This is a genomic window from Sulfurimonas sp. (assembly GCF_047622445.1).
Taxonomy (GTDB): Bacteria; Campylobacterota; Campylobacteria; order Campylobacterales; family Sulfurimonadaceae; genus Sulfurimonas.
This window is the reverse complement of record NZ_JBLHOE010000024.1, coordinates 20832-44359: the sequence shown is the minus strand read 5'-3', so window position 1 is coordinate 44359 and position 23528 is coordinate 20832. Positions and strand designations below refer to the sequence as shown.

Below are 23528 nucleotides of genomic sequence, written 5' to 3'. Positions count from 1 at the left end.
AATGGTACAACAACAATGTTTTGTTATGACTTTTAAATACATGCTCACTCATTCCATATTGTACTGTATGGTTTCTTGAACTGTTGCCGACCGACCCAAGGGTACGGGGAAATCTTTTCGATTATAAGTCATTGATATTTTTATATATCAATGACTTATAATGAAGTTATTCTTAAATTGGCATATTAACTAATTTTAAATCTTATCTATCATATTAATTAATATATTATTTGAATCAAAAAAAAGGACAACTTTTATAAGTTGTCCTTAGAGAAATACTCATGAAATTTAAGAAAATTCATATTCCATTTCATGATCAGGTTGCTCTACTTCATCATCAAGTAAAGGATAACCATGATCTCTTAAAACTGATTTAAAAAGTTCTAAATGATCGTTATCTTTAATCTCAGCTGACACAGTATGAGGAGTACTTAAAAGATGTACTTTTACAGATGTAAATCCATTTATGTCGAGTGCTGTTCTAATAGTAACAGCACAACCTGCACTACTAAGATCTTTGAGCTTTAAAGTTTCTATCATTACTTTTTAGCCATAGCCTTAGTAACTGCTTGACCGATCTCGGCTGGAGATACAACAACTGTTACACCTGCCGCTTCTAATGCAGCCATTTTTTCAGCAGCAGTCCCAGCAGAACCAGAAACAATTGCACCTGCATGACCCATAGTTTTACCTTTAGGTGCAGTTTGACCTGCAATAAATGCAACAACAGGCTTAGTTATTTGTTCTTTAATTAGTTTAGCCGCTTGAATTTCAAGATCTCCACCAATTTCACCAATCATAACGATACATTCTGTATCTGGATCAGCTTCAAACATTGGAAGAAGTTGGTTGTATGAAAGACCAATAATTGGATCCCCACCAATACCAACCGCAGTAGTAATACCAAAACCTTCTTTAACAACTTGGTTTGCACCTTCATAAGTTAATGTACCAGACTTAGAAATAAGACCAACATTACCTTTTTTGAAAATAGCACCAGGCATAATTCCGATTTTACACTCTTCTGCAGTGATAATACCAGGACAGTTTGGCCCAAGTGTTTTCATACCGTGCTTTGTTGCATGAGCTTTAGCCATTTGCATGTCTTTAACCGGAGCACCTTCTGTAATAATAACAGCAAGATCAATCCCAGCTTCAGCAGCTTCCATAACAGCATCACCAACAAAAGCAGGTGGAACAAAAATCATAGAAACAGTAGCACCAGTAGTAGCAACAGCATCTTTAACAGTATTAAATACTGGTTTACCTAAATGCTCTTGACCACCCTTGTTTGGTGTAACACCACCAACTATTTTTGTACCGTATGCTAAACATTGCTCAGCATGGAAAGAACCTTCTTTTCCTGTAAAACCTTGAACGATTACTTTTGTATCTTTATTTATTAAAATTGACATATTTAACTACTCTCCTTTCGCTGCAGCAACTGCTTTAGCAGCACCGTCACCTAAATCATCACCAACAATTAAGTTTGAAATATTTGCATTCCTAAGAATCTCAGATGCTTCTGGCGCATTAGTACCATCAAGACGTACTATTAGTGGTACATTAATATCTGTAATCTTAGTTGCCTCAATAATACCATTTGCGATACGATCACAACGTACTATTCCACCAAAAATATTTACAAAAATAGCTTTTACCTTAGGGTTTTTAAGAATGATCTCAAAACCTTTTGCAACAGTCTCAGGACTAGCTGAACCACCAACGTCAAGGAAGTTTGCAGGAGTTCCACCCATATAGTTGATTGTATCCATAGTACCCATCGCAAGACCAGCACCATTTACCATACAACCAATTTCGCCATCAAGAGCAACATAAGAAAGACCATATTGAGCTGCTTCAACTTCATCAGGATCTTCTTCTGTATAATCTCTCATAGCAAATACTTCTGGTTGGCGACTAAGAGCTGAATTGTCAAAGCCCATCTTTCCATCAAGAGCAATAAATTCACCCTTACCAGTTCTTACTAATGGATTGATTTCAATCATCTCTGCATCATTTTCCATATAAAGTTTAAATAGTTTAGCTGCAAATCTAATGATATTTTTTTGCTCATCTTTATCTGTAATACCTAATCCAAATGCTAATTCGCGACCATGAAAACTTTGAAAACCAATAGCTGGATCAACAGGTATAGTTACAATTTTTTCAGGTGTATTTTCAGCAACATCTTCAATGTTCATTCCACCTTCAGTAGAAGCCATGATTAAAGGCATTTCAGAAGCACGATCTAAAACAACAGAAAGATAAAGCTCATCTTTAATATCAGCACCATCTTCTATATATAACTTTCGAACTAGCTTACCTTCCGGACCTGTTTGATGAGTGACCAAAGTCATTCCCATAATTTCCTCAGCCATAGACTGAACTTCTTCTATAGATTTAGCAAGTTTCACTCCACCACCTAAACCACGCCCACCAGCGTGGATTTGAGCTTTAACAACCCAAACAGGACCACCTAACTGCTCTGCAGCTTGAACTGCTTCTTTACAATTTAGTACCATAATACCTTTTGGTGTAGGTACTCCGTACTTTTTGAAAATCTGCTTTGCTTGATATTCATGTATATTCATTTATTCTCCTTGTTGTATAAATTGAATGGCTAGGCTTTAGGCGCAGTCATATTTTCTGGGATCACGTATTTATCAAATTCTTCAGCTGTTAATAGACCTAAGTCAATTGCTGTCTCTTTAAGTGTAGAGTTATTTTTATGTGCTGTTTTTGCGATTTTAGCTGCATTATCATAACCAATGTATGGATTTAATGCTGTTACTAACATAAGTGAATTTTTTAAATAAAAGTCAACTTTATCTGCTACTGGCTCAAGTCCAACAGCACAATGATCATTAAAAGAAACGATAGAGTCAGCTAGTAAACGACATGATTGTAAATAGTTATATGCGATAACTGGCTTAAATACATTAAGCTCAAAGTTACCTTGAGATGCACCCATTGAGATAGCTACATCATTTCCAAAAACTTGACATGTAACCATAGTTACTGCTTCAGCTTGTGTAGGATTTACTTTTCCTGGCATAATTGAAGAACCAGGTTCATTTGCTGGAATTTCAATTTCCCCTATTCCACAACGAGGACCAGATGCTAACCATCTTACATCATTAGCAATTTTCATCATATCTGCAGCTAGTGCTTTTAGTGCTCCATGAGAATACACAAGTGCATCATGTGAAGTTAAAGCGTGAAATTTATTTGGTGCTGTAATAAAATCATGCCCTGTTAATTCACTTAATTTTGCAGCAACACGTTCACCTAGTTCTGGATGAGCGTTAAGTCCTGTTCCAACAGCAGTTCCACCAAGTGCAAGTTCACGAACAGCTTCTAAAGAATCATGAGCCATTTTCTCACACTTGTTTAACATTTCAACCCAACCGCTAATCTCTTGACCAAGAGTAAGTGGAGTAGCATCTTGAAGGTGCGTACGACCAATTTTAACAACCGATTCAAATTTAGCTGACTTTTCTATTAATGTTGCTTTTAGTTTTTGTATTGCAGGAATTACATTTGTTTCAATTGCAATTACAGCAGCAACATGTAATGCAGTTGGATATGTATCATTTGAAGATTGAGACTTATTTACATCATCATTTGGATGTACAAGTTTCTCTTTTCTAAAATCTCCACCAAGAATTTCTGTTGCACGATTAGCAAGAACTTCATTGTTGTTCATATTTGATTGCGTACCAGAACCTGTTTGCCATACAACTAATGGATAATTACCATCAAGTTTTCCAGAGAGCATATCATCAGCTGCAGCTGCAATAGCATTTGCCTTATCTGCATCTAATTTACCTAAATCACAGTTCACTAAAGCAACTGCCTTCTTTAAATAAGAAAACCCTCTCGTAATCTCATATGGCATAGTCTCTTCACCAATAGCGAAGTTTTGTATACTTCTTTGTGTTTGTGCTGCCCAATAAGCATCTACCGGAACTTCCATATTACCCATTGTGTCTTTTTCAATACGTGTACTCATTATTATTCTCCCTTAAAAAAATTATTTTCATTTAAAATATCGATTCCACTTTGAATAGAATCTACAGAAACTTTAAATTTTGACTTTATCTCATCATCTAAATCTAGCTCAATGATTTTCTCAACACCATTTTTTCCAAGCACTACTGGAACACCAACGCTAACATCTTTGTAGCCATACTCACCTGCAAGAAGAACCGATGAAGATACAACAGTTTGCGCGTCATTCAAAATAGCCTCAATCATATGTGCTATTGCTCGTCCAGGTCCATAATAACCAGAAGTACCTAAATGCTTCACTATTTCAGCTCCACCAAATCGTGTTCTTTCGATTATTCCTTCCATATCCTCTTTTGATATTAATTCATTTAAAGGAATATCTCCTACTTGAACTTTACTTGGAAGAGGAATCATATTTTCACCATGATCTCCAATAACTAAACTACCAGTTTGTCTTGAACTTAAACCTGTAACTTTTGAAATTTGGTATGCCATACGTGACCCATCGAGGGCACCCGCCATACCAATAATTCTATTTCTATTCCAACCTGTAATTTTATGAATTGCATATGTCATAACATCAAGAGGATTTGACACACATATAATAATAGCTTGAGGAGAATTTTCTATAATATTACCAACAACACTTTTCATTATCTTTGCATTAATCATAAGAAGGTCTGCTCTTGTCATCCCAGGTTTTCTAGGAACGCCTGCCGTGATAACAACAATGTCACAATTTTTCATATCACTTGGTTTGTCTACATGAGTAACAATTGTGTCTTGTGGAGCATAGTACCCAGCTTGTGCAATATCTATTGCTTTACCTTGAGCTACACCTGGAGCTACATCAAAAAGAACTATTTCCTTACAAGTTCCCATAAGTGTTAATGCATACGCTGCACTAGCACCCACTGAACCAGCTCCAACAATTCCTACTTTTCTCACTATTTAGTATCCTCGCAATCACTGAAAAAATTGTTCTGAGCTAAAGCATCAACCATCTCTTGCACTGAAGCAACCGAGTGTTTGAATCGTGTTTTTTGTAACTGTTTGAGTGTCATCTCTATAATCTGCTCAGCACCATCAGCACCAATCATAACTGGAACACCACTTACTATATCGCTATAACCATACTCGCCTTTAAGCATTACCGCACAAGAGTGAATCTGTTTAGTATCCTTTAAGATTGCTTCAACCATTACCGCTGTAGATTTTGCTGGCGCGTAGTAAGCTGAACCATCGCCGAGTAGATTAACTATTTGAGCTCCACCATTTCTTGTCTTTTTAACGATTTCACCTATTTCTTCAGAATCAAGTAAGTCGTCTATAGGTACACCGGCAACAGTAGTGAATTTTGGAAGAGGAACCATTGTATCACCATGTCCACCCATTACCGTTGCACGAATTTGCCCTGCTCCGTAACCGAGTTTTTCATAGATAAAGTGTGCCATTCTTGCTGCGTCTAAAATACCAGCCATTCCAAGAATTCTCTCTCTTGGAAAACCCGTGTATTTATGAACAACATACGTCATAACATCAAGAGGATTACTTACAACTACAACTACAGCCTCTGGAGCATGTTCTTTTATCTCTAGTGCATAGCTTTTAACAATTTCTGCATTTTTAACAAGTAAGTCATCTCTACTCATTCCTGGTGTTCTTGGAGCACCCGCCGTTATAACAACAATTTTACTGCCGTTCATATCTTCTGGGCCAGTAGCTGCTCGAACCACAGTATGCTCTCTCGCTGCATTTGCAGCTTGAGACATATCTAAGGCTTTACCTCTAGCCACATCTATATTTCTACCACGAAGAACAACCTCGTGACAAACTCCACGCATAGCAAGAATATATGCTACGGTTGATCCAAAATTACCCGTTCCAATGACTGTTACTTTACTTGCCATTAACTTCCTTTTAGCTTTTTCATTAGCTTTTTATTTTTAGCTAAAAGACTATCTTAGCTAAAAACAAAAAGTTATATTTTCTCATGCAATAAATGCATGAGAAAAATAACATCTACTATATAAACTATATAGCGTTTATGATTGCGTTTAAAGTTGCAGATGGTCTCATCGCAGCTTCAGCTTTCGCTTCATCTGGATTGAAATATCCACCGATATCTTGAGCTTTACCTTCAACAGCAAGTAACTCAGCGATAATAGCATCTTCTTTTTCAGTTAACTCTTTTGCTACTGGAGCAAATTTTGCAGCTAATTCAGCATTGTCACCTTCAGCAAGAGCTTTAGCCCAGTACTGTGCTACAAAGAAATGAGAAGCTTTGTTATCTGGAGTGTTAACTTTTCTTCCTGGCTCTTTGTTGTTATCAAGGTAAGCATCATTAGCAACATCAAGACCAGCAGTAAGTGCTGTTAATTTTGCATCAGAATTTTTATTCCCTAAGAAACGTAAAGACTCAGCAAGAGCTAAAATTTCACCTAAAGAATCCCAACGAAGGTGACCTTCAGCTAAGAATTGATCAACGTGTTTAGGAGCAGAACCACCAGCACCAGTCTCATAAAGACCACCACCAGCTAATAAAGGAACGATTGAAAGCATTTTTGCAGATGTTCCAAGCTCTAAAATTGGATACATATCAGTAAGATGATCACGAAGAACGTTACCAGTTACAGCGATAGTCATTTTACCTTCACGTACACGTGCATTTGTAAAACGAGTTGCATTAGTTACATTCATAAATTGAATATCTAAACCAGTTGTATCTAAGTCTGCTAAGTAAGTATTTACTTTTTTAGTCATTTCAGCATCATGTGCTCTATTTTCATCTAACCAGAAGATTACAGGTACTTTTTCTATTTGACCACGTTCTACAGCTAAACGTACCCAGTCTTTAATTGGAATATCTTTAACACGAGACATTCTCCAAATATCACCAGCTTCACATTCAAAACTCATAAGAACGCCATCTTTACCTGTTACTGTTACAGTACCAGCTTCAGCTAATTCAAAAGTTGTTGGGTGAGAACCGTACTCTTCAGCCTTTTGAGCCATAAGACCAACATTTTGCATAGTTCCCATTGTTGTAACATCATACTGACCATTTTTAACACAGTCTGCTACCATTTCAGCGTGAAACATTCCATAAGTAGAATCAGGAATAACAGCAACACATTCTATTGCAGCTCCAGTTCTATCCCATTGCTTACCACCTTCACGAACAACAACTGGCATAGAAGCATCAATAATTACATCATTTGATGCATTGAAGTTAGTTGTACCTTTATCAGAATCAACCATAGCAATTTTTGGAGAATCACCTTCAACTACAGCTAAGAAAGCAGCTTTGATTTCAGCTTCTTGAGCATGACCAGCAATTTTTTGCTCTAAATCAGACATACCTTGGTTGGGCTTAACATTTAACGATGCAAAAGTATCAGCATACTTAGCAAATACATTTTTAAAGAATATTGTGAAACCATGACCAAACATAATTGGATCAGAAATTTTCATCATTGTTGCTTTAAGATGAAGTGACCATAAAACATCATTTGATTTAGCATCTGCAATAGTTTTTTTGTAAAAAGTATTAAGTGCTGCAATTGACATATATGTACCGTCAAGAATCTCGCTATCAACCGTATCAATACTAGCAAGTTCTTTACCATTGAGTGCGATTGTTACTTTTTGAGCTTTTTCAACTGTAACTGATTTCTCATTACCGTAAAAGTCTCCATTACCTTCCATGTGAGCTACATATGATTTAGGATTTTCTGGGAATGCACGTAATTTATGTGGATTCTTTTGAGCAAATTTCTTAACTGCAGCAGCAGCACGACGATCAGAATTACCTTCACGAAGAACAGGATTAACAGCTGAACCTAAACAAGTAGAGTATTTAGCTTGTGTAGCTTTTTCAGCATCGTTTGCTGGATTTTCAGGAAAGTCAGGAATTTTATGACCTTGACTCTGAAGTTCCGCAATACAATCTTTAAGTTGACCAACTGAAGCAGAAATATTTGGAAGTTTAATAATGTTTCCATCTTCTTGAAGAACAACTTCACCAAGCTTTGATAATTCATCTTCTCCAAGACCCATCGCAGCTAAAACTCTACCTGCAAGTGAAATATCACTAGTAACAACCTCTACGCCCGCTGCTTTCGTGAAAGCGTTAACGATAGGTAATAATGAATAAGTTGCTAAAGCCGGAGCTTCGTCGATTTTTGACCAAATGATTTTTGACATTGTATATCCTCGAATATTAATATTTTTACACAGGTGTCCTAAGACATGTGTAATTTACTCTCTAATAATACAATAAGATAGAAAATATGTAAGCTAGAGTAAGTGAGATTTATTTAGATTGATATTTTGTTTCATTTCGTAGCACGATGTATGTTCTTTAAGTGTGTAGAATAGTAACGCGTAAAATCATGAGTTCCATTTTTTGATTTCATAAAGTAAAGATAGTCAGTTTTTGCTGGAAAGACAGCTGCTCGTAAAGCATCAAAACTGACATTACAAACTGGAATTTTTGGAATACCTTTATGAACATAAGTATTATAAACTGACTTATCCTCCCTAATACGCTTGGGTGTCACCCTTAAATGAGAGTATTTTCCATAATTGAGTGTACCATCCATTTGAAGACGCATACCTTTTTTAATTCGATTATAAATAACTGAACTCACTATTGGCATCTCTTTTATATTGGCAGATTCTTTTTGTATAACTGATGCAATTGCTACATATTGAAACCATTTTTTTTCATTATAAAGGCCAAATATTTTTTGTGAAAGTTCTTGCATTTGATTATGTGATGTACGTAAAAGTAAGCGCATTAATTCTTTTTCTGTAATACCTATTGGAATTTTATATGTTTCAGGAACAAAATTACCCTCAGTATATTTTGCATATTTCTCATAATATTTTTGAAGTTTACCTCTATCTAAATTTAATTTTTCTGAGAGTTGGTTAAAAAAGATATATGTAGTTTCCCCTGGAATAAGAGTAATGCTTTGTAGGGCTGCTTTTCCATGTGTAAGCTTGTAAAGAAAATCACCTTTTGTGAGGTAGGATGTACCAACATTAATCCAGCCACTCTGAGGTGAACCAACAAGTCGTAAGATCAATGAGTCAAGTTTAGAAACATTATATTTTTTATGTCCCAATTGTGATATAATTTTATTAATAGAACCCTGAGGTATATAAACTACATTTGCGGTTTTCATAGGCTGATTTAGGTAATACATGAACGATAAAAAAATTATTAGCGCTATCTCTACGATATACTTTATTATCATAAGCTTTTTACTATTCATATCTCTCACACTTTCGGTAATTTTTATTGTTTTACAAAATGGATTATTTATAGAGAATATCTCTACTCAAAACCTTAATGTAAAGCAATTATACATAAAATGGAATGAAAGTTTAGATATATCAATAAAAGAAATAAAAATAGATAAATACGATTCTCAAGCAGAATCAAAAATAGAATTAAATAAAATTTCTCATGAACTTTCAAAACTTACAAACTACTATAATATTTTTGAAAAAATTTCTATCGATAAAATTTACTATAATGACATTGAAGCATCTTTTAAATATATTCGTGGAGAAAATGGTTATTTTAATGCTCATTCAACAGATTTTCATCTTGAGAGTGCATTACTTTTTGAATCACATTTATTAAATGTTCACCTTACTGAGTTACAAGATAAACAAAGAAATATTAATGTAAGTGGAAATATTATACTTAATATATCATCTAATTCTGCACTAGCTGATCTGCAAGTTAATATTCATGATCATATAGACCTGCGTGTCTTTTTCTTTGCCAATGAAGATAAAATATTCTATAAAGCCCATTCAAATAAAGATATAAAAAACATATCATCTACTATTGCTCTTGCAAACTTACATCCAGAAGTTCTTTACTGGGCAGATGAAGCTATTAGGTTTTCTTCCATCTCTTTGGTAGGTCTACATGGATGGATAGATTTTCATAATCTTGATAATGCATATAAAAATATTTATGCTCATGCTGTTGGGAAAAATCTTAAATATAAGTACAATGAAAAACTTGATGACATACATACAAAAAAGACTGATGTAATTTTCAAAAATGGAAAGCTTTTAATTTACCCAAGACAGGCCCATACATATAAATCAAAACTAGGTAAAAGTTGGATTAGTGTAGATTTTACACAAAAAGAGGAGCAACTCAGTATTAAGCTTCTTTTTGATGGTAAACTAGATAAAGACACTTTAGGTATATTAAAAACATATAAAATCAAAGTTCCATTTTTACAAAATACTGGTGTAACTAAAGTTGATTTAACTATCAATGTTAACTTACGGACAATTGATGTAAGTGCTCAAGGTAAATTTTTTACAAAAAAAGCAAATTTTAACTATCTTGGTCACAATATTGACGTCTTCGATGCACATATAAAGCTAAATGACTATGACGTGAGTATTGACAACATGCTTGTAAAGTATAATGATTTTGTAACAACAAGTGTTGATGTACAATACAATGCAAAAAAAGCAAGGGGAGAGATAAGCCTTGATATTAACAAAATTAATTTTTCCGATTTAGAATTATCTTTAGACACAGCTAAATCAAGGCTAAAAGTAAAGTATATTATTGAACCAAACAATGATAAAATTGTCGTACCCTCATCTCTATGGACCTTTAAAAGCTACTCAGTGAAAGTCAACCCTCTTAGCATACCTTTTGACATTAAAACTCTCATACTTAATATCCCACCAACCGTAGTCACTTCATCAAAAATAGCAAAAGCCAATATATACGGATCAATTGATTTAAACACTAATATATATACATTTGATATGAATATTATAGATATTTATCTCGGTAACATTTCACTCTTTGAATCTAGTGCAGCACCGCTAAAAATACACTATGATGAAAACCTCACTATTAATACAACAGGACGTATAGACTTTAAAGTAGGCTCTTTAAAGTCGTATATAAATAAAGTGAAACTTGAAATTAAAGATGACATACTCACTATGGATGAATCCTACATTTATTTAGATGATATAGTAAAAACAAAATTTTCTGCTGAGTATTCATTCAAAGAAAATAAAGGTCAGGTAAACACTTCTAGGTTGCGAATCAAAACAAAAACTTTAGGTAACTTATACTTAGAAGCACATGATACTAATTTTAAAATATTTCAAAAAGGAAAAGATTTTATTATTTTATCTAAGGATTTAGGTACTACCTTCTTCATTAATAAAGATATATGGAAATTAGATATTGATTCAGTGCAAAGATTAGCGAGAAACTCAAAGCTATTACAAAAATATAATGTTACTAAAGGTAATGCAACTGTTTACAAGAAAGCAAATGATACATATGTACACATAAAGTCAACTTTAAATACTTCAAATAAAGTAATGGTTAAAAATAATATACCCATAGCTGAATACTTTATAAATGGTAAAATAGAAGATAAGACAGATATCATTACTCTTAATGTTAATGAAAATATAGATGTTGTCATTAACAAAGATGTAATGGTAAACATAAGAGACATAGGTATCAACATGAATGCTTTAGCCGATATAATAAACCAAAAAAATGGTAATCTTGATAATTATAGCTCTGGCAAAGCACATATCAATGCAAAAAATACTTATCTTTATATTAGTAAGAATAGACATATTTTATCCCAAGCAATACACCTAGAGTATGCAGATAAAGCTCTTCTCGCAAGCTTAAAACACCGAGGTGGAGAAGCAAGCTTAAAATTTAAAAATGGTTATTTCCATATTGAGGGAGAAAACTTTAATGATGAGTTTATGGAAAATTTATTTGCTCTTTCAAAATTTCAAGATGGAAAATTTAAATTTATGATGAGCGGAACACCAAGAGAATATGATGGTCTCTTTACTGTAGAAAATACAACACTACTTGATTACAAGGTTTTAAACAATATCTTAGCTTTTGTGAATACTATCCCTGCTCTTATTACATTTTCAAGACCTAATTACAATTCAAAGGGTTTAAAATTTCAAATAGCATATATGAAATTTAAATCTAAAGAAGATTTATTTACTATCAGTGATATATACTTTGATTCAAAAGAACTAGATATTCTTGGTTTAGGAACTGCAAGTTTTAAAGATAACTTCATCAATATGGAGCTAAATTTAAAAACAGACCTAGGAAGTAGCGTGTCTAAAGTGCCTCTAGTTGGCCATCTATTAATGAATAAAGATTCCATCTCAACAACTCTAAGTATTACTGGAGAGTTAGATAATCCAGATGTAAGTTCGCTTATTGCTAAAGATATAGCTGTCGCACCTTTAAACATATTACTTCGAGCAATTACACTTCCTTATTATCTGGTAGCTTCACCAGATAAAAACACCACGAATAAAAAATAAGTAAAAGAGTATAAGTAATTACTCGTTTCTTAATACAGTTAGTACGTCTACTTCACTTGCTTTTTTTGCCGGATAATAAGAAGAGGCAATAACAATACCAAAAGCTCCAAGAACTATCAACGTAAAATCTTTTACACTCAAGTCAAGAGGAAGTGTTGATGTAGGGTATACATCTTTTGGAAGCGAAATAATTTCAAATGTTCCGAGTACCCAAATAGCACTCATACCTAAAACAACACCTGCTAATATACCACCTACACCAATCACAATACCAAGATAAAGAAAAGTTTTTTTAATTTCACTAGTTGTAGCACCAAGAGAAAGTAGTAAAGCTATTTCACCTCTTCTATTCATTACCGTCATTAAAAGTGAAGATATGATATTTATCGCGGCAATGAGTATGATAAGCATTAATACAATAAACAAAGATGCTTTTTCAAGCTCCAGCGCTGCAAAAAAATTAACATTATCTTGCCACCAGCCTTTTATGCTTACTCCAATAGGTAGAGCTTCTTGAATTTTCAGAATGTCCGCATGCGGATCTTGAGAAAATATATGGATTCCGTCATATTGTGTTGATGGGTAATGCATCATCGCTTGAAGTGAAGGTAGAGTAGTATAACTATATGCTTTGTCATAGGCTGATAAGCCAGAATCAAATACACCTTTAACCTTAAATCTTTTTATCTTAGGAGTTACAGAAAGACCACCTGGTTCTACTTGGGTGAAAATGTACATCAATCTATCATCTATAATAATTTCAAAATCATCTTTTAAATTTTTTCCAATTACTACATGAAATTTTGGTATTTCTAAACCCTCAACAGCTTCTTTTAAAACTGAGTTTACTTCTATCTCGTCTTTAAAATTAACACCAAACAGATAACCACCTTCTAGTTTTGAACCACTACGTGCCATTATGGACGATTGGACAAAGGGACTAAAAGAAAGCGATGGAAATTTAGATTCTAAATCTATAAGAAGTTCTTCGTTTACAGCACCATAAAACTTTGGCATTACAGTGAGAGGATAATTCATAATAGTGAGTTTTTTTCTAAACTCATTATCAAAACCATTCATAAGTGCCATAGCTATTAAAAGAACAGTAACACCAAGGGAAATCCCTAAGAATGCTAAGAGTGCAGATAAAAATATAAAAGGCTGGTCATTGTCAAAACGTAAAAATCTTTTTACAAGATACGGAACTATATTTGTACTCAAGAAGCGAAAGGACCTTTTTTAGGTCCACTTTTTCCACAACATTGCTTATATTTTTTTCCACTTCCACATGGACAAGGATCATTTCTAGCTATCTTTTTCTCAGATACAACTTCATCTGTATTTGAAGAGAAGTTTAATTTTCTTTGAGATTCTGCAAAACGTTGTTGCTCTGCCATTTGTTCAGCTATTCTTTTAGCTTCTTCTTCAGCAGTTTCTGTTTTAAACTGGATAATTTGAAGTGTTTTAATCGTGTTAAATTTAATATCATTTATTAATTCACCAAAAAGGTTATAACTCTCTTTTTTGTACTCTACTAAAGGATCTTTTTGATTGTACGCACGAAGTCTAATACCTGTTTTCATACTATCCATAGCGTAAAGGTGTTCTCTCCATGCTGTGTCTAATTCTTTAAGGTAAAACTCTTTTTCAACTTCCAGTCTAATTTCAGAGTCTAAGGCACTCATTTTATCATCATAAGATGTTTTAAGAGTAGATACAACACTAGGAAGTAGTTCCTCATAATCCAATTCATTTAACTCATCTATATTTAACTCAAAGTTAATCTCTTCTTTAATAATTTCAGATATTTTTTTAAGATTAAAATCTTCCCTCGCTCCACCTTCAAAAATATCAGCGCGAAGAAGAATGTGGACTATATATTCTTCCCTGATTTCATCTATTTTAGCACCAATATCATACTCTTTACTTAAAAGCTGATTTCTAAATTTATATACAATTTTTCTTTGTTCATTCGCTACATCATCATATTCAACAATCTGCTTACGACCTTCATAATGCATATTTTCTATTTTCATTTGTGCTTTTTCAACTGCACGAGTAACCATTTTTGATTCAATAAATTCACCATCTTCAACACCAAGTCTTTCCATAATAGACTTAATCTTGTCCGAGCCAAAAATACGAAGTAAGTTATCTTCTAAAGATAAATAGAACTGGGTTGTTCCAGCATCACCTTGACGTCCAGAACGTCCACGAAGTTGATTATCTATACGGCGATTCTCATGTCTCTCTGTCCCAACTATATAAAGACCACCAAGAGCTGTCACTTCATCATTTACTTTAATATCAACACCACGTCCAGCCATATTTGTAGCAATAGTAACAGCGCCTTTAGCACCAGCATTTTTAATGATTTCACCCTCTTGTTCATGATTCTTAGCATTTAAAACAGTATGTGCAATCTTTTCTTTTTTTAGTACCTCATGCAAATCTTCTGATTTTTCAATGGAAGCAGTACCAATAAGTACTGGTTGACCAGTTTTAGAAAGCGTTCTAATAGTATCTATAACAGCATCAAATTTTTCAGCTTCTGTTTTATAAATAAGATCATTTAAATCTGCTCTAGTAATTGGTATATTTGTAGGAATAGATACAACATCAAGTTTATATATTTGAGCAAATTCAGCTGCTTCTGTTTCAGCCGTACCAGTCATTCCAGCTAATTTATCATACATTCTAAAGTAGTTCTGAAATGTAATGTCAGCAAGAGTTTGTGTTTCTTCTTTAACTTCTACATTTTCTTTTGCTTCAAGCGCTTGGTGAAGTCCTTCACTAAATCTTCGACCCTCACTTAAACGTCCAGTAAACTCATCAACAATTACTACTTCACCATTATTTACAACATAATCAACATCTTTTTCAAAAAGATAATTTGCTTTTAGTGCTTGATCAAGTGAATGTGGTAATGATGCATTTTCAGCACTATAAAGATTCTCAACTTTAAAAAGTTCCTCTGCTTTAGTGATCCCTGCTTCTGTAATTAAAACTACCTTATCTTTCTCATCAACTGTAAAATCTCCTTCAGCTTTAAAGTCTTTATTTTTTTCATCCTCCGCAGATGCTGCTTTTCCTCTTTTTAACTTTAATGCAATTTCATTTGCTTTTAAATAGTCTTGCATACCTCTGTTTGTTGGACCTGAAATAATCAGAGGTGTTCTCGCTTCATCAATCAAAATTGAATCTACTTCATCAACAATAACAAAAGAATGAGACTTTTGCGCCATCGATTCTGCTGAGTAACTCATGTTGTCTCTTAGGTAATCAAATCCAAATTGATTGTTTGTACCATAGGTAATGTCACATTCATACGCTGCTTTTTTTACTTCATCTTCGTCTATGTCTTCAAGAATAGTTCCAACGGAATAACCTAAAAAGTTATAAAGTACACCCATCTCACTAGCATCACGTGAAGCAAGGTAGTCATTGACGGTAACAAGATGAACCCCCTTACCTGCCATAGCGTTTAATACAATTGCTAAAGTAGCTACAAGTGTTTTTCCTTCACCTGTTTTCATTTCTGCGATACGCCCTTCATGAAGAACCATTCCACCAATAAGCTGTACATCAAAGTGTCTCATATGTAGAACTCGTTTACTCACTTCTCTTGTTATTGCAAAAGATTCCGCAAGAGCATCATCTAAACTTCTTTCTTCATTTGATACGCTTTGTCTTAAAGTATTAAATTCTGATTTTAGTTCATCATCACTGAGTGATTCATATTGTGACTCTAGGTCATTTATCTTTTTAATTCTTTTTGTATATTTTTTAATTTCTCTATCATTAGCAGTTCCAAATACTTTACCAAACAATGCTTGTACCAAATTCTCTACCTCATGTTAAACTATTCTCATAGTTATTAAATTGCTCTTATTCTAGCACAGTATAGATTACAAATGGATTACAAGCTATATCAATAATAAATATTAATTAATATGTTAACAGTCTCTTTGCTATAATTTCCATATAAGGACACAAATGAAACAATTACTGATACCTATTTTTTGCTCTACCCTTGCCTTTGCATCACTCAGTGATCTTCATTCATTCAAGGCTGATTTCACACAAAGTGTAACTGATGATAAAAATACTACATTACGCTATAGCGGTCATATTCAAGCACAAAAACCACAGAATGCTCTGTGGAACTACCTAAAACCTATCCAAAAAGATGTATTTATTAATATCTTTAAAGTAACAGTTATAGAACCAGAAATAGAGCAAGTTATTATTAGAAGGACAGAGTCGAATTTTGATTTTTTTATGATGGTAAAAAACGCAACTAAACTTGAGGAAAATCTTTACGAAGCAAAATACAAAGATGCAAAATTTCTCATAAGAACAAAAGAAGAAATTATAGAATCCATCTCTTATAAAGATGAATTTGAAAATAATGTTCTTATTTCATTTGAAAACCAACAACAAAATATACAAATTGACGAGGTCACATTTATTCCAGAATTCCCAGAGGGTTTTGATATAGTAAGGGACTAAGATATAGGCCTAGATGAGGCTCTGGGCCCATAAACTGAGCTCAACTCGAGAAAGTTGCTTGCTTATACGGTTCACTTCCTGTCCTTTTTTAAATGCAATAATGGTAGGAAGAGCACTTACTCCATACTCTCTTGCAACCTTTTGGTATTCATCTGAATTAACTTTGAGAAATCTGACTTTTAAAGGAAAACCCAAAGCTGCATCTTCATAATCATCATACATTGCCATACAAGGACCACAAGTTGGTGAATAAAAATCAACCAGTACAGGTATGTCATTCTCATTGATATGGGTTGAACAACTTTCATCAGATACTTCTACTGGAAAGGGATCATCTAGTTCTGCTTGACAATGAGTGCAGGCAATTGTTTGCACTTGCGTTTTAATGGTGTTGACACTAGTACACTCTGGGCATACAATTTTGAAAGTTTCCATAATTAACCTTTGGATAAAATATACAGGAAGTATACACCTTTCTTTTTAATGAATATGTATGTAAACTTCTAGAAAAAAGGATATCTATGGATATGAACATGCACATGGAAATGATAAATTTAGTTAAATCACTCAACGGCACATATAAAAAAGCAGATAAAGATATGGTAGTAAAAGTGCTTAATGAGTATAAAGAAAAAAATAACTGTAGTTATAAACACGCTTATGAAAAGACAGTGGAGGGAAATCCGTCATACTCAACATATAGCGCATGGAGACGTAAAGCTATTTCTTCTTTGTAAATTCAATTTGAGCACTACTGTACGTCTTTCCAAAACTTATTGCTAGGTTATAAACCTGCTTTAGGGCACTTTCAAAGTCTTCTGTAACTAAAGAAGACAGAGGATGTAAAAAAGCAGCATATAAAATATCCTCTGAAACAGCGTAACGTGCATCTAGAGCTAAGTGAAAATTAGAATCCATAAGAGAGTCTTTGATTTTTGTAGCTAAACTTGAGTATTTAGTTATGGGGGAGATAATTCTCATTCGATTATAATTTTCATCACTAAGAAGTGCCATTTTTGTACCTAAGTATTTAAAAAGGATATGGCCCTTCTCTTTCTCTAGTACTTGAATATCTTTAGAAGTATTGATAAGGTTTTCTATTATTTCTTGAGTCATTTTAGATTCACTAAGACTAGAAGAATGTTCTTTCATTAAGTTTTTAAGTGTATTTTTTTTCATTTGCTTTTTTTAGGATTATATCCTACCTTTTATATATTTTGTATAGTTTTTTTTCAGAAATATTTGCTATTATAACTCACATATAATTTAATGGATAACATCATGCAAAACTGGTACGAACAAACAAGAAATAAAACAGAAGAAATTTTTCAAGCTATCATCTCTCATGACTTTGTAACTGAACTGACTCAAGCCACGCTAAATAAAGATACTTTTGGTTTTTATGTAAATCAAGATTCACTCTATCTTAGTGAATATAAAAAAGCATTAGTTGCAGTTGGAAGTAAATGTCATAAACCTGAGGATACACAGTTTTTTTACGAATCTGCTACAGGTATCATACAAGTTGAAGATGCCTTACACAAAGATTTCTTAGAAAAAAAATACATAAACCCTGAGCCTTCACCCACCTGTGAACTTTATAACTCATACCTTGCACGTATTGTTAACAATGAGTCAGTAGAAGTTGGCGCTGCGGCCGTACTTCCATGTTTCACTATTTACAAAGAAGTGGGTGACTTTATACTTCATACCCAAGAAAACAAGGATTCAAATCCTTACCAAGCATGGATAGATACATATGCTAGTGATGAGTTCGCACTTGCAGTGCAACAAGCCATAAACATTGTAAATACATATGCTCTTAGTACTTCACCACAAAACCTAGCCAAAATGGAAGAAGTCTTTATTAAGACATCGCAGCTTGAATGGATGTTTTGGGATTCTGCCCATAAGCAAGAGGACTGGAAAATATGAGTAAATCATACTGCGCTATTCTTACAATAGCTGGTTCTGACTCTGGAGGGGGTGCAGGAATTCAAGCAGATATCAAAAGTATCTCGGCAAATGGTGGCTACGCTGCCTCAGTTATTACAGCTAGCACTGCACAAAATACACAAAGTGTTACTGATATACACCCTATCCCTGTGCCGCACATTATTATGCAAATGAAAGCAGTCCTTGATGACATCAATTTCTCGTGTGTTAAAATAGGTATGCTTCATTCACCTGAAGTTATTAAAGCTGTACAAGATACTTTAGATTTGTATAAAATAAAAAATATTATATTTGATCCCGTGATGATTGCCACCTCAGGAGATAAGCTCCTTAATGACGATGCTGTGCAAAGTCTCAAAGATTTTCTACCCAATGTTATGCTCATAACACCTAACATTCCTGAAGCAGAATTACTTATTGGACATACTATAGACCTAAATAATCTTCAAAGTACAGCTCAAGAATTAGCAGAGTTATATCATACTTCTGTCTTACTCAAAGGTGGTCACTTAGAACTAACTGACACTATGACTGATATACTATATAACTACGAAAGTAAAAAAATCACGGTCATAAATAATCAGACTATACAAACTATTAACACCCATGGAACAGGATGTAGCTTATCATCTAGTATTGCTACTTATGTAGGACTAGGATTTAGCTTAGAAGATGCATGTATCAAAGGCTGTGAGTATCTTAATATGGCTATATCAGAAGGTAAAGACATGCTACTTGGACACGGTCATGGACCAGTAAATCATTTTTATAAGGCTAGTTTTTAATTATGGAATATTATATTTTTGATGAAATATCGCCTAACCGTGATGCACCCTTTTTAGACCTTCCTGATGAAATAGACCTTATAGAGTCAATTATGGGAAAGAAACCAATTTTTGATGAATTACCTATTAAAATACCAGCTGACATAGATGAAGATGAAGGAGTAGTTTACACAGATATCATTAATCCAGGAGTTCCTCTATTATCTAACAAAATGAAGGAGGCACTGGATCAATGCGGTGTTACAAATATTGATTATTATCCCGTACTTATCATTGACTATGAAACAAAGCAAACTTTAGCTGAGTATTGGTTAGCAATAGTTACAGGAATTATAGCTTGTATAGACCTTGAAAAAAGTCAGTTTAAACAAACAGCTGACGGGCAAACAGTCATTACACAATTTTCGATAGATCATGCTAAAACAGCTGGATTGAACCTCTTTAGATTTCATAATATTCCAGGCCTGATTATCATTAATGAAGACTTAAAAAACAAGTTGTCTAAAATGTCATTTAATGGGATTAGTTTTAAGCATACCAATCAATACAATAGAAAAGTCTAAAACTCTATACATTATGTTCAAGTTAAAGTAACATAAATATTATTTATCTAAATTATAAGATTAAGCAAGCAAAAATAATCGCTATGCTACACTCCATTCAAATATAAAGGAAAACTACATGGCATATATAGATTTAACTACAAAAAGTTTTGATGAAACACTAGACAATAACGAAATAGTAATTATAGATTTTTGGGCAGAGTGGTGTGGCCCATGTAAGCAATTTGCTCCAATTTTTGAAAAAGTAGCAGAAAATAATCCTGATATAACTTTTGCTAAAGTGAATACAGAAGAACAACAAGCCTTGTCAGGAAAGTATGGTGTCCGTTCGATTCCAACCCTTATGGTAGTAAGAGATGGAATTATCCTGCTTAATCAAGGTGGCATGTTACCTGAGAAAGGTATGAATGATCTTATAGCACATATCAAGGGGCTTGATATGGATAAGATTCGTAAAGAAATGGAAGAAGAGGATGACGAGTAACACTTCTTACTTTTTTGACTCGTGAAGAGCTATAATTCGAGCCAGTTTATTTTCGCTGGCTACAAAATCAGATAATACAGTAACGGTATAATAATTACCCATAGCCTTCGCTTGGTGTCTACTTGCACCATTCTTTTCTTCTTCTTCGATAGCTAACTTACTATATTTTTTGTAAAGATTCGCATACTCTACTACTGTTAATTTTTCTTTGCTTTTAAGTTCACTGAGAAACGCTTCTTGTAAATGTGTCATTCTTTTATCCTTGTTTTTTGATATACGTTTTAGTTCGAGCGATTTCTAATTGTTTCTTAGTATATATTTTGATAAAAATTGCCGCACTAGTAATAATAATTAACATGCTAATCCATAAATATATAATTGATAGTTCAAAAACATACACTACTAAAAAAAAGAAAATAAGCGGCATAAATATTTGTCTATAGAAACTAACATAAGGAATCATAAATGGATTTTTAATACCTTGAAGTGTAGAGGTTGATATAAATAATGTTATAAATGAAAAGAATATAAAACTCTCGAATATTATATAGATATATGCTGTATCTACAACTTGAGTATCTGTATCAAATACCATAATCATATACTTACCAAACAATGCGATTAAGACTACCCCAACTGCACTCATAATATATCCGTACTTTAATGCCTTGTCTATCACTTCATCGATTCTATCGAAGTTTTTAGCACCAAAGTTATTTGATACTATAGATATAACGGCTGTATTTAAGCCTAGCATTGGAAGTAAAATTATTTGTTCAACTCTATAACCTATCCCAAATGCAGCAACAGCTTTAAATCCATAAGTAGATACAAAATACATTGTAATCATACTTCCCAAAGACCCTAAAAACATATTTATACTCGTAGGAATTGCCTGTTTAACTAGCTGCTTAAAAGCTTTTATATTTGGAAGTGATTTGAAAAAGAGAGATATATCAAAAAGGTTTGTTTTGTAAAGCTTATACAACATGTACATAAGTGTTATGTACTGAATCAAAACTGTTGCAAGGGCAACACCACTTATTCCAAGTGCAGGAATAAAATAAAAACCATATATAAATAATGGATCAAGAATTATATTTAAAAGAAATCCAATTATCAAAATATTTCTATAACTTTTTGTATCCCCTAGGGCTATTAGAACTGCGTTTGCACCTAGTCCGATTAGCATTGGAATAATACCTAAAAGTATTATGTAAGTATATTCAAGTGCATATTCTAAGACCTTACCAGATGCACCCATAGTAACAAATATATATTCTAAAAGTAAAAAACTGATAACAGATAAAACAAAAGAAATAATAATAAATAAACTTATGCCATTTGATGCATAAATTCCTGCCATTGTTCTCTTATGCTTACCTAACGCTCCACCAACATAGGCTGTAATTGCAGATGACAATCCAAAACTCACAGATAAAAGCATGAAAAAAATCATAAAACTATAAGTAAGTGCAGAGATGGCTTCTGTGGATATTTGACCAATATAAAATGTATCTACTACATTGTACATAGTGTTAAAAAACATCCCCATACTTGAAGGTATTGCGATGTCAAATATTAATTTTTTTATATCTTTTGTAAGAAGTTCGTTTGTTTTTTTCATAAGCGTGACTATACTGAAATATTCTTTATAATTTAGGCTGTATTTATGTTAAGAAGTATTTTAATGATATAAATCAATACTTTTTTTGCGATTTCCTACTATAATAAAGAAAAAAAGGACTTCCATTGGGATTAGTTTATATTGAGCAGTTAGAAGAGATGAGTGTTGATAAAATGCAAGAAACACATGAAAATGAAGTGAAAATTCTTAATGCAGTTGACAACCTTGCTATATCATATGATAGAGGTGAAGCAACACTAGATGAACTCGAGAAAAAAATAGATGAATACGTTGCACATGTCCATAAGCACTTTGCGTATGAGGAAGGATTAATGCAAGAACATAACTTTCCATCGTACGATATGCATAAAACGGCTCATGACATGTTTTTAGAGGAACTTGATCATGCTATAAAGCAATGGAAAAGATATGAGAAAGTCGAAAAAATCACAAACTTCATACGTAGAGCACCAGAGTGGATTGTTCTTCATGTTAACACAGTAGATGTTCCAACTGCAAATTATCTTGCGAAAAAAATGGCTTAGTTACAAAACTCTCTGGTCTAATATATAATCTACTAAAACATGTATATATGTCTGTATACTTTGCGTTGCATCAATACTGAAGTTTGAGACTTCCTTGTATGTATGTATACGCTCATTAAACAAAGCCTTAGCTCTAGCCTCATCATAAAACAAAGGACGCTTATCACGTTCTTTTACACTCAATCGATTCAAAATAACATCAAACTCAGTTTCTACATAAACAATAAGCGACTTTTCTGATATAGAACTATATATAGGGAGTCCACCACCTGTAGAAATAACTTGACCAGTATTTTGCATTAACTCATCCATGCACTTTTGTTCAAGGGAGCGAAAATATTCTTCACCCTTGTTTTGGAAAATATCTAAAACACTACTTTTTTGTTCTACTTCAATAATCTTGTCAACATCCATAAATTTTTTATTTATTTGCCTTGCAAGAATTTTACCTACACTCGTTTTGCCACATCCCATAAAACCTATTAATACTATGTTATCGTATACCAACTTGTGCCCTTTTTTTAGAATTTGAAAGAATTATTTTTTCATAAGCGTGACTATACTGTAATACTCTTTATATGTTATTAGTCATTTAATCAAGTGCTTTATGACTAATTCAAAATATATCTGTAAGTGAAAAATGTAAAAGCTTCATTG

General features: G+C 33.3%; 23 protein-coding genes. 8 read left to right on the top strand and 15 right to left on the bottom strand.

Translation table 11 applies throughout. The features are described 5' to 3' along the window. Positions 1-288: 288 nt before the first annotated feature. The 8 genes from ACI9TV_RS07245 to mltG all read right to left on the bottom strand — a co-directional run bounded on the left by ACI9TV_RS07245 (position 289) and on the right by mltG (position 9347). Entirely contained in the window at positions 289-540 is a 252-nt protein-coding gene (locus ACI9TV_RS07245) for a hypothetical protein (RefSeq protein ID WP_415250103.1), read from the bottom strand. Further along, on the bottom strand, positions 540-1415 hold the full coding sequence (gene sucD / locus ACI9TV_RS07240) for a succinate--CoA ligase subunit alpha (protein WP_415250102.1): 876 nt from the start codon (positions 1413-1415) through the stop codon (positions 540-542). The genes ACI9TV_RS07245 and sucD overlap by 1 nt, the downstream gene beginning before the upstream one ends. Positions 1416-1421: 6 nt before the next feature. Further along, entirely contained in the window at positions 1422-2594 is a 1173-nt protein-coding gene (gene sucC, locus ACI9TV_RS07235) for an ADP-forming succinate--CoA ligase subunit beta (RefSeq protein ID WP_415250101.1), read from the bottom strand. Between the two features lie 29 nt (positions 2595-2623). Further along, positions 2624-4015, bottom strand: coding sequence for a class II fumarate hydratase (gene fumC / locus ACI9TV_RS07230; protein WP_415250100.1), 1392 nt, complete (start codon positions 4013-4015; stop codon positions 2624-2626). Positions 4016-4017: 2 nt separating this feature from the next. After that, the gene (locus ACI9TV_RS07225; protein ID WP_415250099.1) at positions 4018-4962 is read right to left on the bottom strand and encodes a malate dehydrogenase; all 945 of its coding nucleotides are present in this window, start codon (positions 4960-4962) and stop codon (positions 4018-4020) included. Next, positions 4962-5924, bottom strand: a complete 963-nt coding sequence (locus ACI9TV_RS07220; protein ID WP_415250098.1) for a malate dehydrogenase — start codon at positions 5922-5924, stop codon at positions 4962-4964. Before ACI9TV_RS07220 ends, ACI9TV_RS07225 begins: the two co-directional genes overlap by 1 nt. Positions 5925-6048: 124 nt before the next feature. Then, the gene (locus ACI9TV_RS07215; RefSeq protein ID WP_415250097.1) at positions 6049-8220 is read right to left on the bottom strand and encodes an NADP-dependent isocitrate dehydrogenase; all 2172 of its coding nucleotides are present in this window, start codon (positions 8218-8220) and stop codon (positions 6049-6051) included. A 131-nt stretch (positions 8221-8351) separates the two neighbouring features. Beyond that, positions 8352-9347, bottom strand: coding sequence for an endolytic transglycosylase MltG (mltG, locus tag ACI9TV_RS07210; protein ID WP_415250105.1), 996 nt, complete (start codon positions 9345-9347; stop codon positions 8352-8354). Here mltG and ACI9TV_RS07205 point away from each other — a divergent pair. Next, positions 9241-12399 carry an AsmA-like C-terminal domain-containing protein gene (locus ACI9TV_RS07205; protein WP_415250104.1) on the top strand — a complete coding sequence of 1053 codons (3159 nt, stop codon included), beginning with the start codon at positions 9241-9243 and terminating at the stop codon, positions 12397-12399. The two genes, mltG and ACI9TV_RS07205, sit on opposite strands and share 107 nt — an antisense overlap. A gap of 18 nt (positions 12400-12417) precedes the next feature. Here the strand turns inward: ACI9TV_RS07205 and ACI9TV_RS07200 are convergent, their stop codons facing one another. Continuing rightward, the gene (locus tag ACI9TV_RS07200; RefSeq protein ID WP_415250096.1) at positions 12418-13620 is read right to left on the bottom strand and encodes an FtsX-like permease family protein; all 1203 of its coding nucleotides are present in this window, start codon (positions 13618-13620) and stop codon (positions 12418-12420) included. Further along, complete coding sequence (gene secA / locus ACI9TV_RS07195; protein ID WP_415250095.1) at positions 13617-16241, bottom strand: preprotein translocase subunit SecA; 2625 nt, start codon at positions 16239-16241, stop codon at positions 13617-13619. Before secA ends, ACI9TV_RS07200 begins: the two co-directional genes overlap by 4 nt. A gap of 154 nt (positions 16242-16395) precedes the next feature. Here secA and lolA point away from each other — a divergent pair, with 154 nt between their 5' ends. Next, on the top strand, positions 16396-16911 hold the full coding sequence (gene lolA, locus ACI9TV_RS07190; protein WP_415250094.1) for a LolA-like outer membrane lipoprotein chaperone: 516 nt from the start codon (positions 16396-16398) through the stop codon (positions 16909-16911). Between the two features lie 9 nt (positions 16912-16920). On the opposite strand, the gene ACI9TV_RS07185 is transcribed toward lolA, so the two are convergent. Further along, the gene (locus tag ACI9TV_RS07185; RefSeq protein WP_415250093.1) at positions 16921-17346 is read right to left on the bottom strand and encodes a thioredoxin family protein; all 426 of its coding nucleotides are present in this window, start codon (positions 17344-17346) and stop codon (positions 16921-16923) included. An 86-nt stretch (positions 17347-17432) separates the two neighbouring features. On the opposite strand from ACI9TV_RS07185, the gene ACI9TV_RS07180 reads away from it, so the two are divergent. Continuing rightward, positions 17433-17648, top strand: coding sequence for a hypothetical protein (locus ACI9TV_RS07180; protein ID WP_415250092.1), 216 nt, complete (start codon positions 17433-17435; stop codon positions 17646-17648). Here ACI9TV_RS07180 and ACI9TV_RS07175 read toward each other — a convergent pair. Next, on the bottom strand, positions 17632-18090 hold the full coding sequence (locus tag ACI9TV_RS07175; RefSeq protein ID WP_415250091.1) for a hypothetical protein: 459 nt from the start codon (positions 18088-18090) through the stop codon (positions 17632-17634). The two genes, ACI9TV_RS07180 and ACI9TV_RS07175, sit on opposite strands and share 17 nt — an antisense overlap. Before the next feature lie 102 nt (positions 18091-18192). Between ACI9TV_RS07175 and tenA the strand changes: the two genes are divergently transcribed. From tenA to trxA, 4 genes are all read left to right on the top strand, one after another. Beyond that, the gene (gene tenA / locus ACI9TV_RS07170; protein ID WP_415250090.1) at positions 18193-18846 is read left to right on the top strand and encodes a thiaminase II; all 654 of its coding nucleotides are present in this window, start codon (positions 18193-18195) and stop codon (positions 18844-18846) included. After that, positions 18843-19652, top strand: coding sequence for a bifunctional hydroxymethylpyrimidine kinase/phosphomethylpyrimidine kinase (thiD, locus tag ACI9TV_RS07165; RefSeq protein WP_415250089.1), 810 nt, complete (start codon positions 18843-18845; stop codon positions 19650-19652). The genes tenA and thiD overlap by 4 nt, the downstream gene beginning before the upstream one ends. A gap of 2 nt (positions 19653-19654) precedes the next feature. After that, positions 19655-20215 carry an imm11 family protein gene (locus ACI9TV_RS07160; protein WP_415250088.1) on the top strand — a complete coding sequence of 187 codons (561 nt, stop codon included), beginning with the start codon at positions 19655-19657 and terminating at the stop codon, positions 20213-20215. A gap of 118 nt (positions 20216-20333) precedes the next feature. After that, complete coding sequence (trxA, locus tag ACI9TV_RS07155; RefSeq protein WP_415250087.1) at positions 20334-20699, top strand: thioredoxin; 366 nt, start codon at positions 20334-20336, stop codon at positions 20697-20699. 6 nt (positions 20700-20705) lie between these two features. Here trxA and ACI9TV_RS07150 read toward each other — a convergent pair whose 3' ends face one another. Together ACI9TV_RS07150 and ACI9TV_RS07145 are read right to left on the bottom strand one after the other, a co-directional pair. After that, positions 20706-20951, bottom strand: a complete 246-nt coding sequence (locus ACI9TV_RS07150; RefSeq protein WP_415250086.1) for a hypothetical protein — start codon at positions 20949-20951, stop codon at positions 20706-20708. Positions 20952-20955: 4 nt separating this feature from the next. Next, the gene (locus ACI9TV_RS07145) at positions 20956-22326 is read right to left on the bottom strand and encodes an MATE family efflux transporter (protein ID WP_415250085.1); all 1371 of its coding nucleotides are present in this window, start codon (positions 22324-22326) and stop codon (positions 20956-20958) included. Between the two features lie 125 nt (positions 22327-22451). On the opposite strand from ACI9TV_RS07145, the gene ACI9TV_RS07140 reads away from it, so the two are divergent. Continuing rightward, positions 22452-22871: a bacteriohemerythrin gene (locus ACI9TV_RS07140; RefSeq protein WP_415250084.1), complete on the top strand. Its 420-nt coding sequence runs from the start codon at positions 22452-22454 to the stop codon at positions 22869-22871. Here the strand turns inward: ACI9TV_RS07140 and ACI9TV_RS07135 are convergent, their stop codons facing one another. After that, entirely contained in the window at positions 22872-23378 is a 507-nt protein-coding gene (locus ACI9TV_RS07135) for a shikimate kinase (RefSeq protein ID WP_415250083.1), read from the bottom strand. It abuts the gene before it with no gap. Positions 23379-23528: the final 150 nt, after the last annotated feature.

What these genes read in the sequence shown, in the direction of transcription:
- ACI9TV_RS07245 (WP_415250103.1), bottom strand. Translation starts at nt 540, where the DNA reads ATGATAGAAACTTTAAAGCTCAAAGATCTTAGTAGTGCAGGTTGTGCT.
- sucD (WP_415250102.1), bottom strand. Translation starts at nt 1,415, where the DNA reads ATGTCAATTTTAATAAATAAAGATACAAAAGTAATCGTTCAAGGTTTT.
- sucC (WP_415250101.1), bottom strand. Translation starts at nt 2,594, where the DNA reads ATGAATATACATGAATATCAAGCAAAGCAGATTTTCAAAAAGTACGGA.
- fumC (WP_415250100.1), bottom strand. Translation starts at nt 4,015, where the DNA reads ATGAGTACACGTATTGAAAAAGACACAATGGGTAATATGGAAGTTCCG.
- ACI9TV_RS07220 (WP_415250098.1), bottom strand. Translation starts at nt 5,924, where the DNA reads ATGGCAAGTAAAGTAACAGTCATTGGAACGGGTAATTTTGGATCAACC.
- ACI9TV_RS07215 (WP_415250097.1), bottom strand. Translation starts at nt 8,220, where the DNA reads ATGTCAAAAATCATTTGGTCAAAAATCGACGAAGCTCCGGCTTTAGCA.
- lolA (WP_415250094.1), top strand. Translation starts at nt 16,396, where the DNA reads ATGAAACAATTACTGATACCTATTTTTTGCTCTACCCTTGCCTTTGCA.
- ACI9TV_RS07185 (WP_415250093.1), bottom strand. Translation starts at nt 17,346, where the DNA reads ATGGAAACTTTCAAAATTGTATGCCCAGAGTGTACTAGTGTCAACACC.
- ACI9TV_RS07180 (WP_415250092.1), top strand. Translation starts at nt 17,433, where the DNA reads ATGGATATGAACATGCACATGGAAATGATAAATTTAGTTAAATCACTC.
- ACI9TV_RS07175 (WP_415250091.1), bottom strand. Translation starts at nt 18,090, where the DNA reads ATGAAAAAAAATACACTTAAAAACTTAATGAAAGAACATTCTTCTAGT.
- tenA (WP_415250090.1), top strand. Translation starts at nt 18,193, where the DNA reads ATGCAAAACTGGTACGAACAAACAAGAAATAAAACAGAAGAAATTTTT.
- thiD (WP_415250089.1), top strand. Translation starts at nt 18,843, where the DNA reads ATGAGTAAATCATACTGCGCTATTCTTACAATAGCTGGTTCTGACTCT.
- ACI9TV_RS07160 (WP_415250088.1), top strand. Translation starts at nt 19,655, where the DNA reads ATGGAATATTATATTTTTGATGAAATATCGCCTAACCGTGATGCACCC.
- trxA (WP_415250087.1), top strand. Translation starts at nt 20,334, where the DNA reads ATGGCATATATAGATTTAACTACAAAAAGTTTTGATGAAACACTAGAC.
- ACI9TV_RS07150 (WP_415250086.1), bottom strand. Translation starts at nt 20,951, where the DNA reads ATGACACATTTACAAGAAGCGTTTCTCAGTGAACTTAAAAGCAAAGAA.
- ACI9TV_RS07145 (WP_415250085.1), bottom strand. Translation starts at nt 22,326, where the DNA reads ATGAAAAAAACAAACGAACTTCTTACAAAAGATATAAAAAAATTAATA.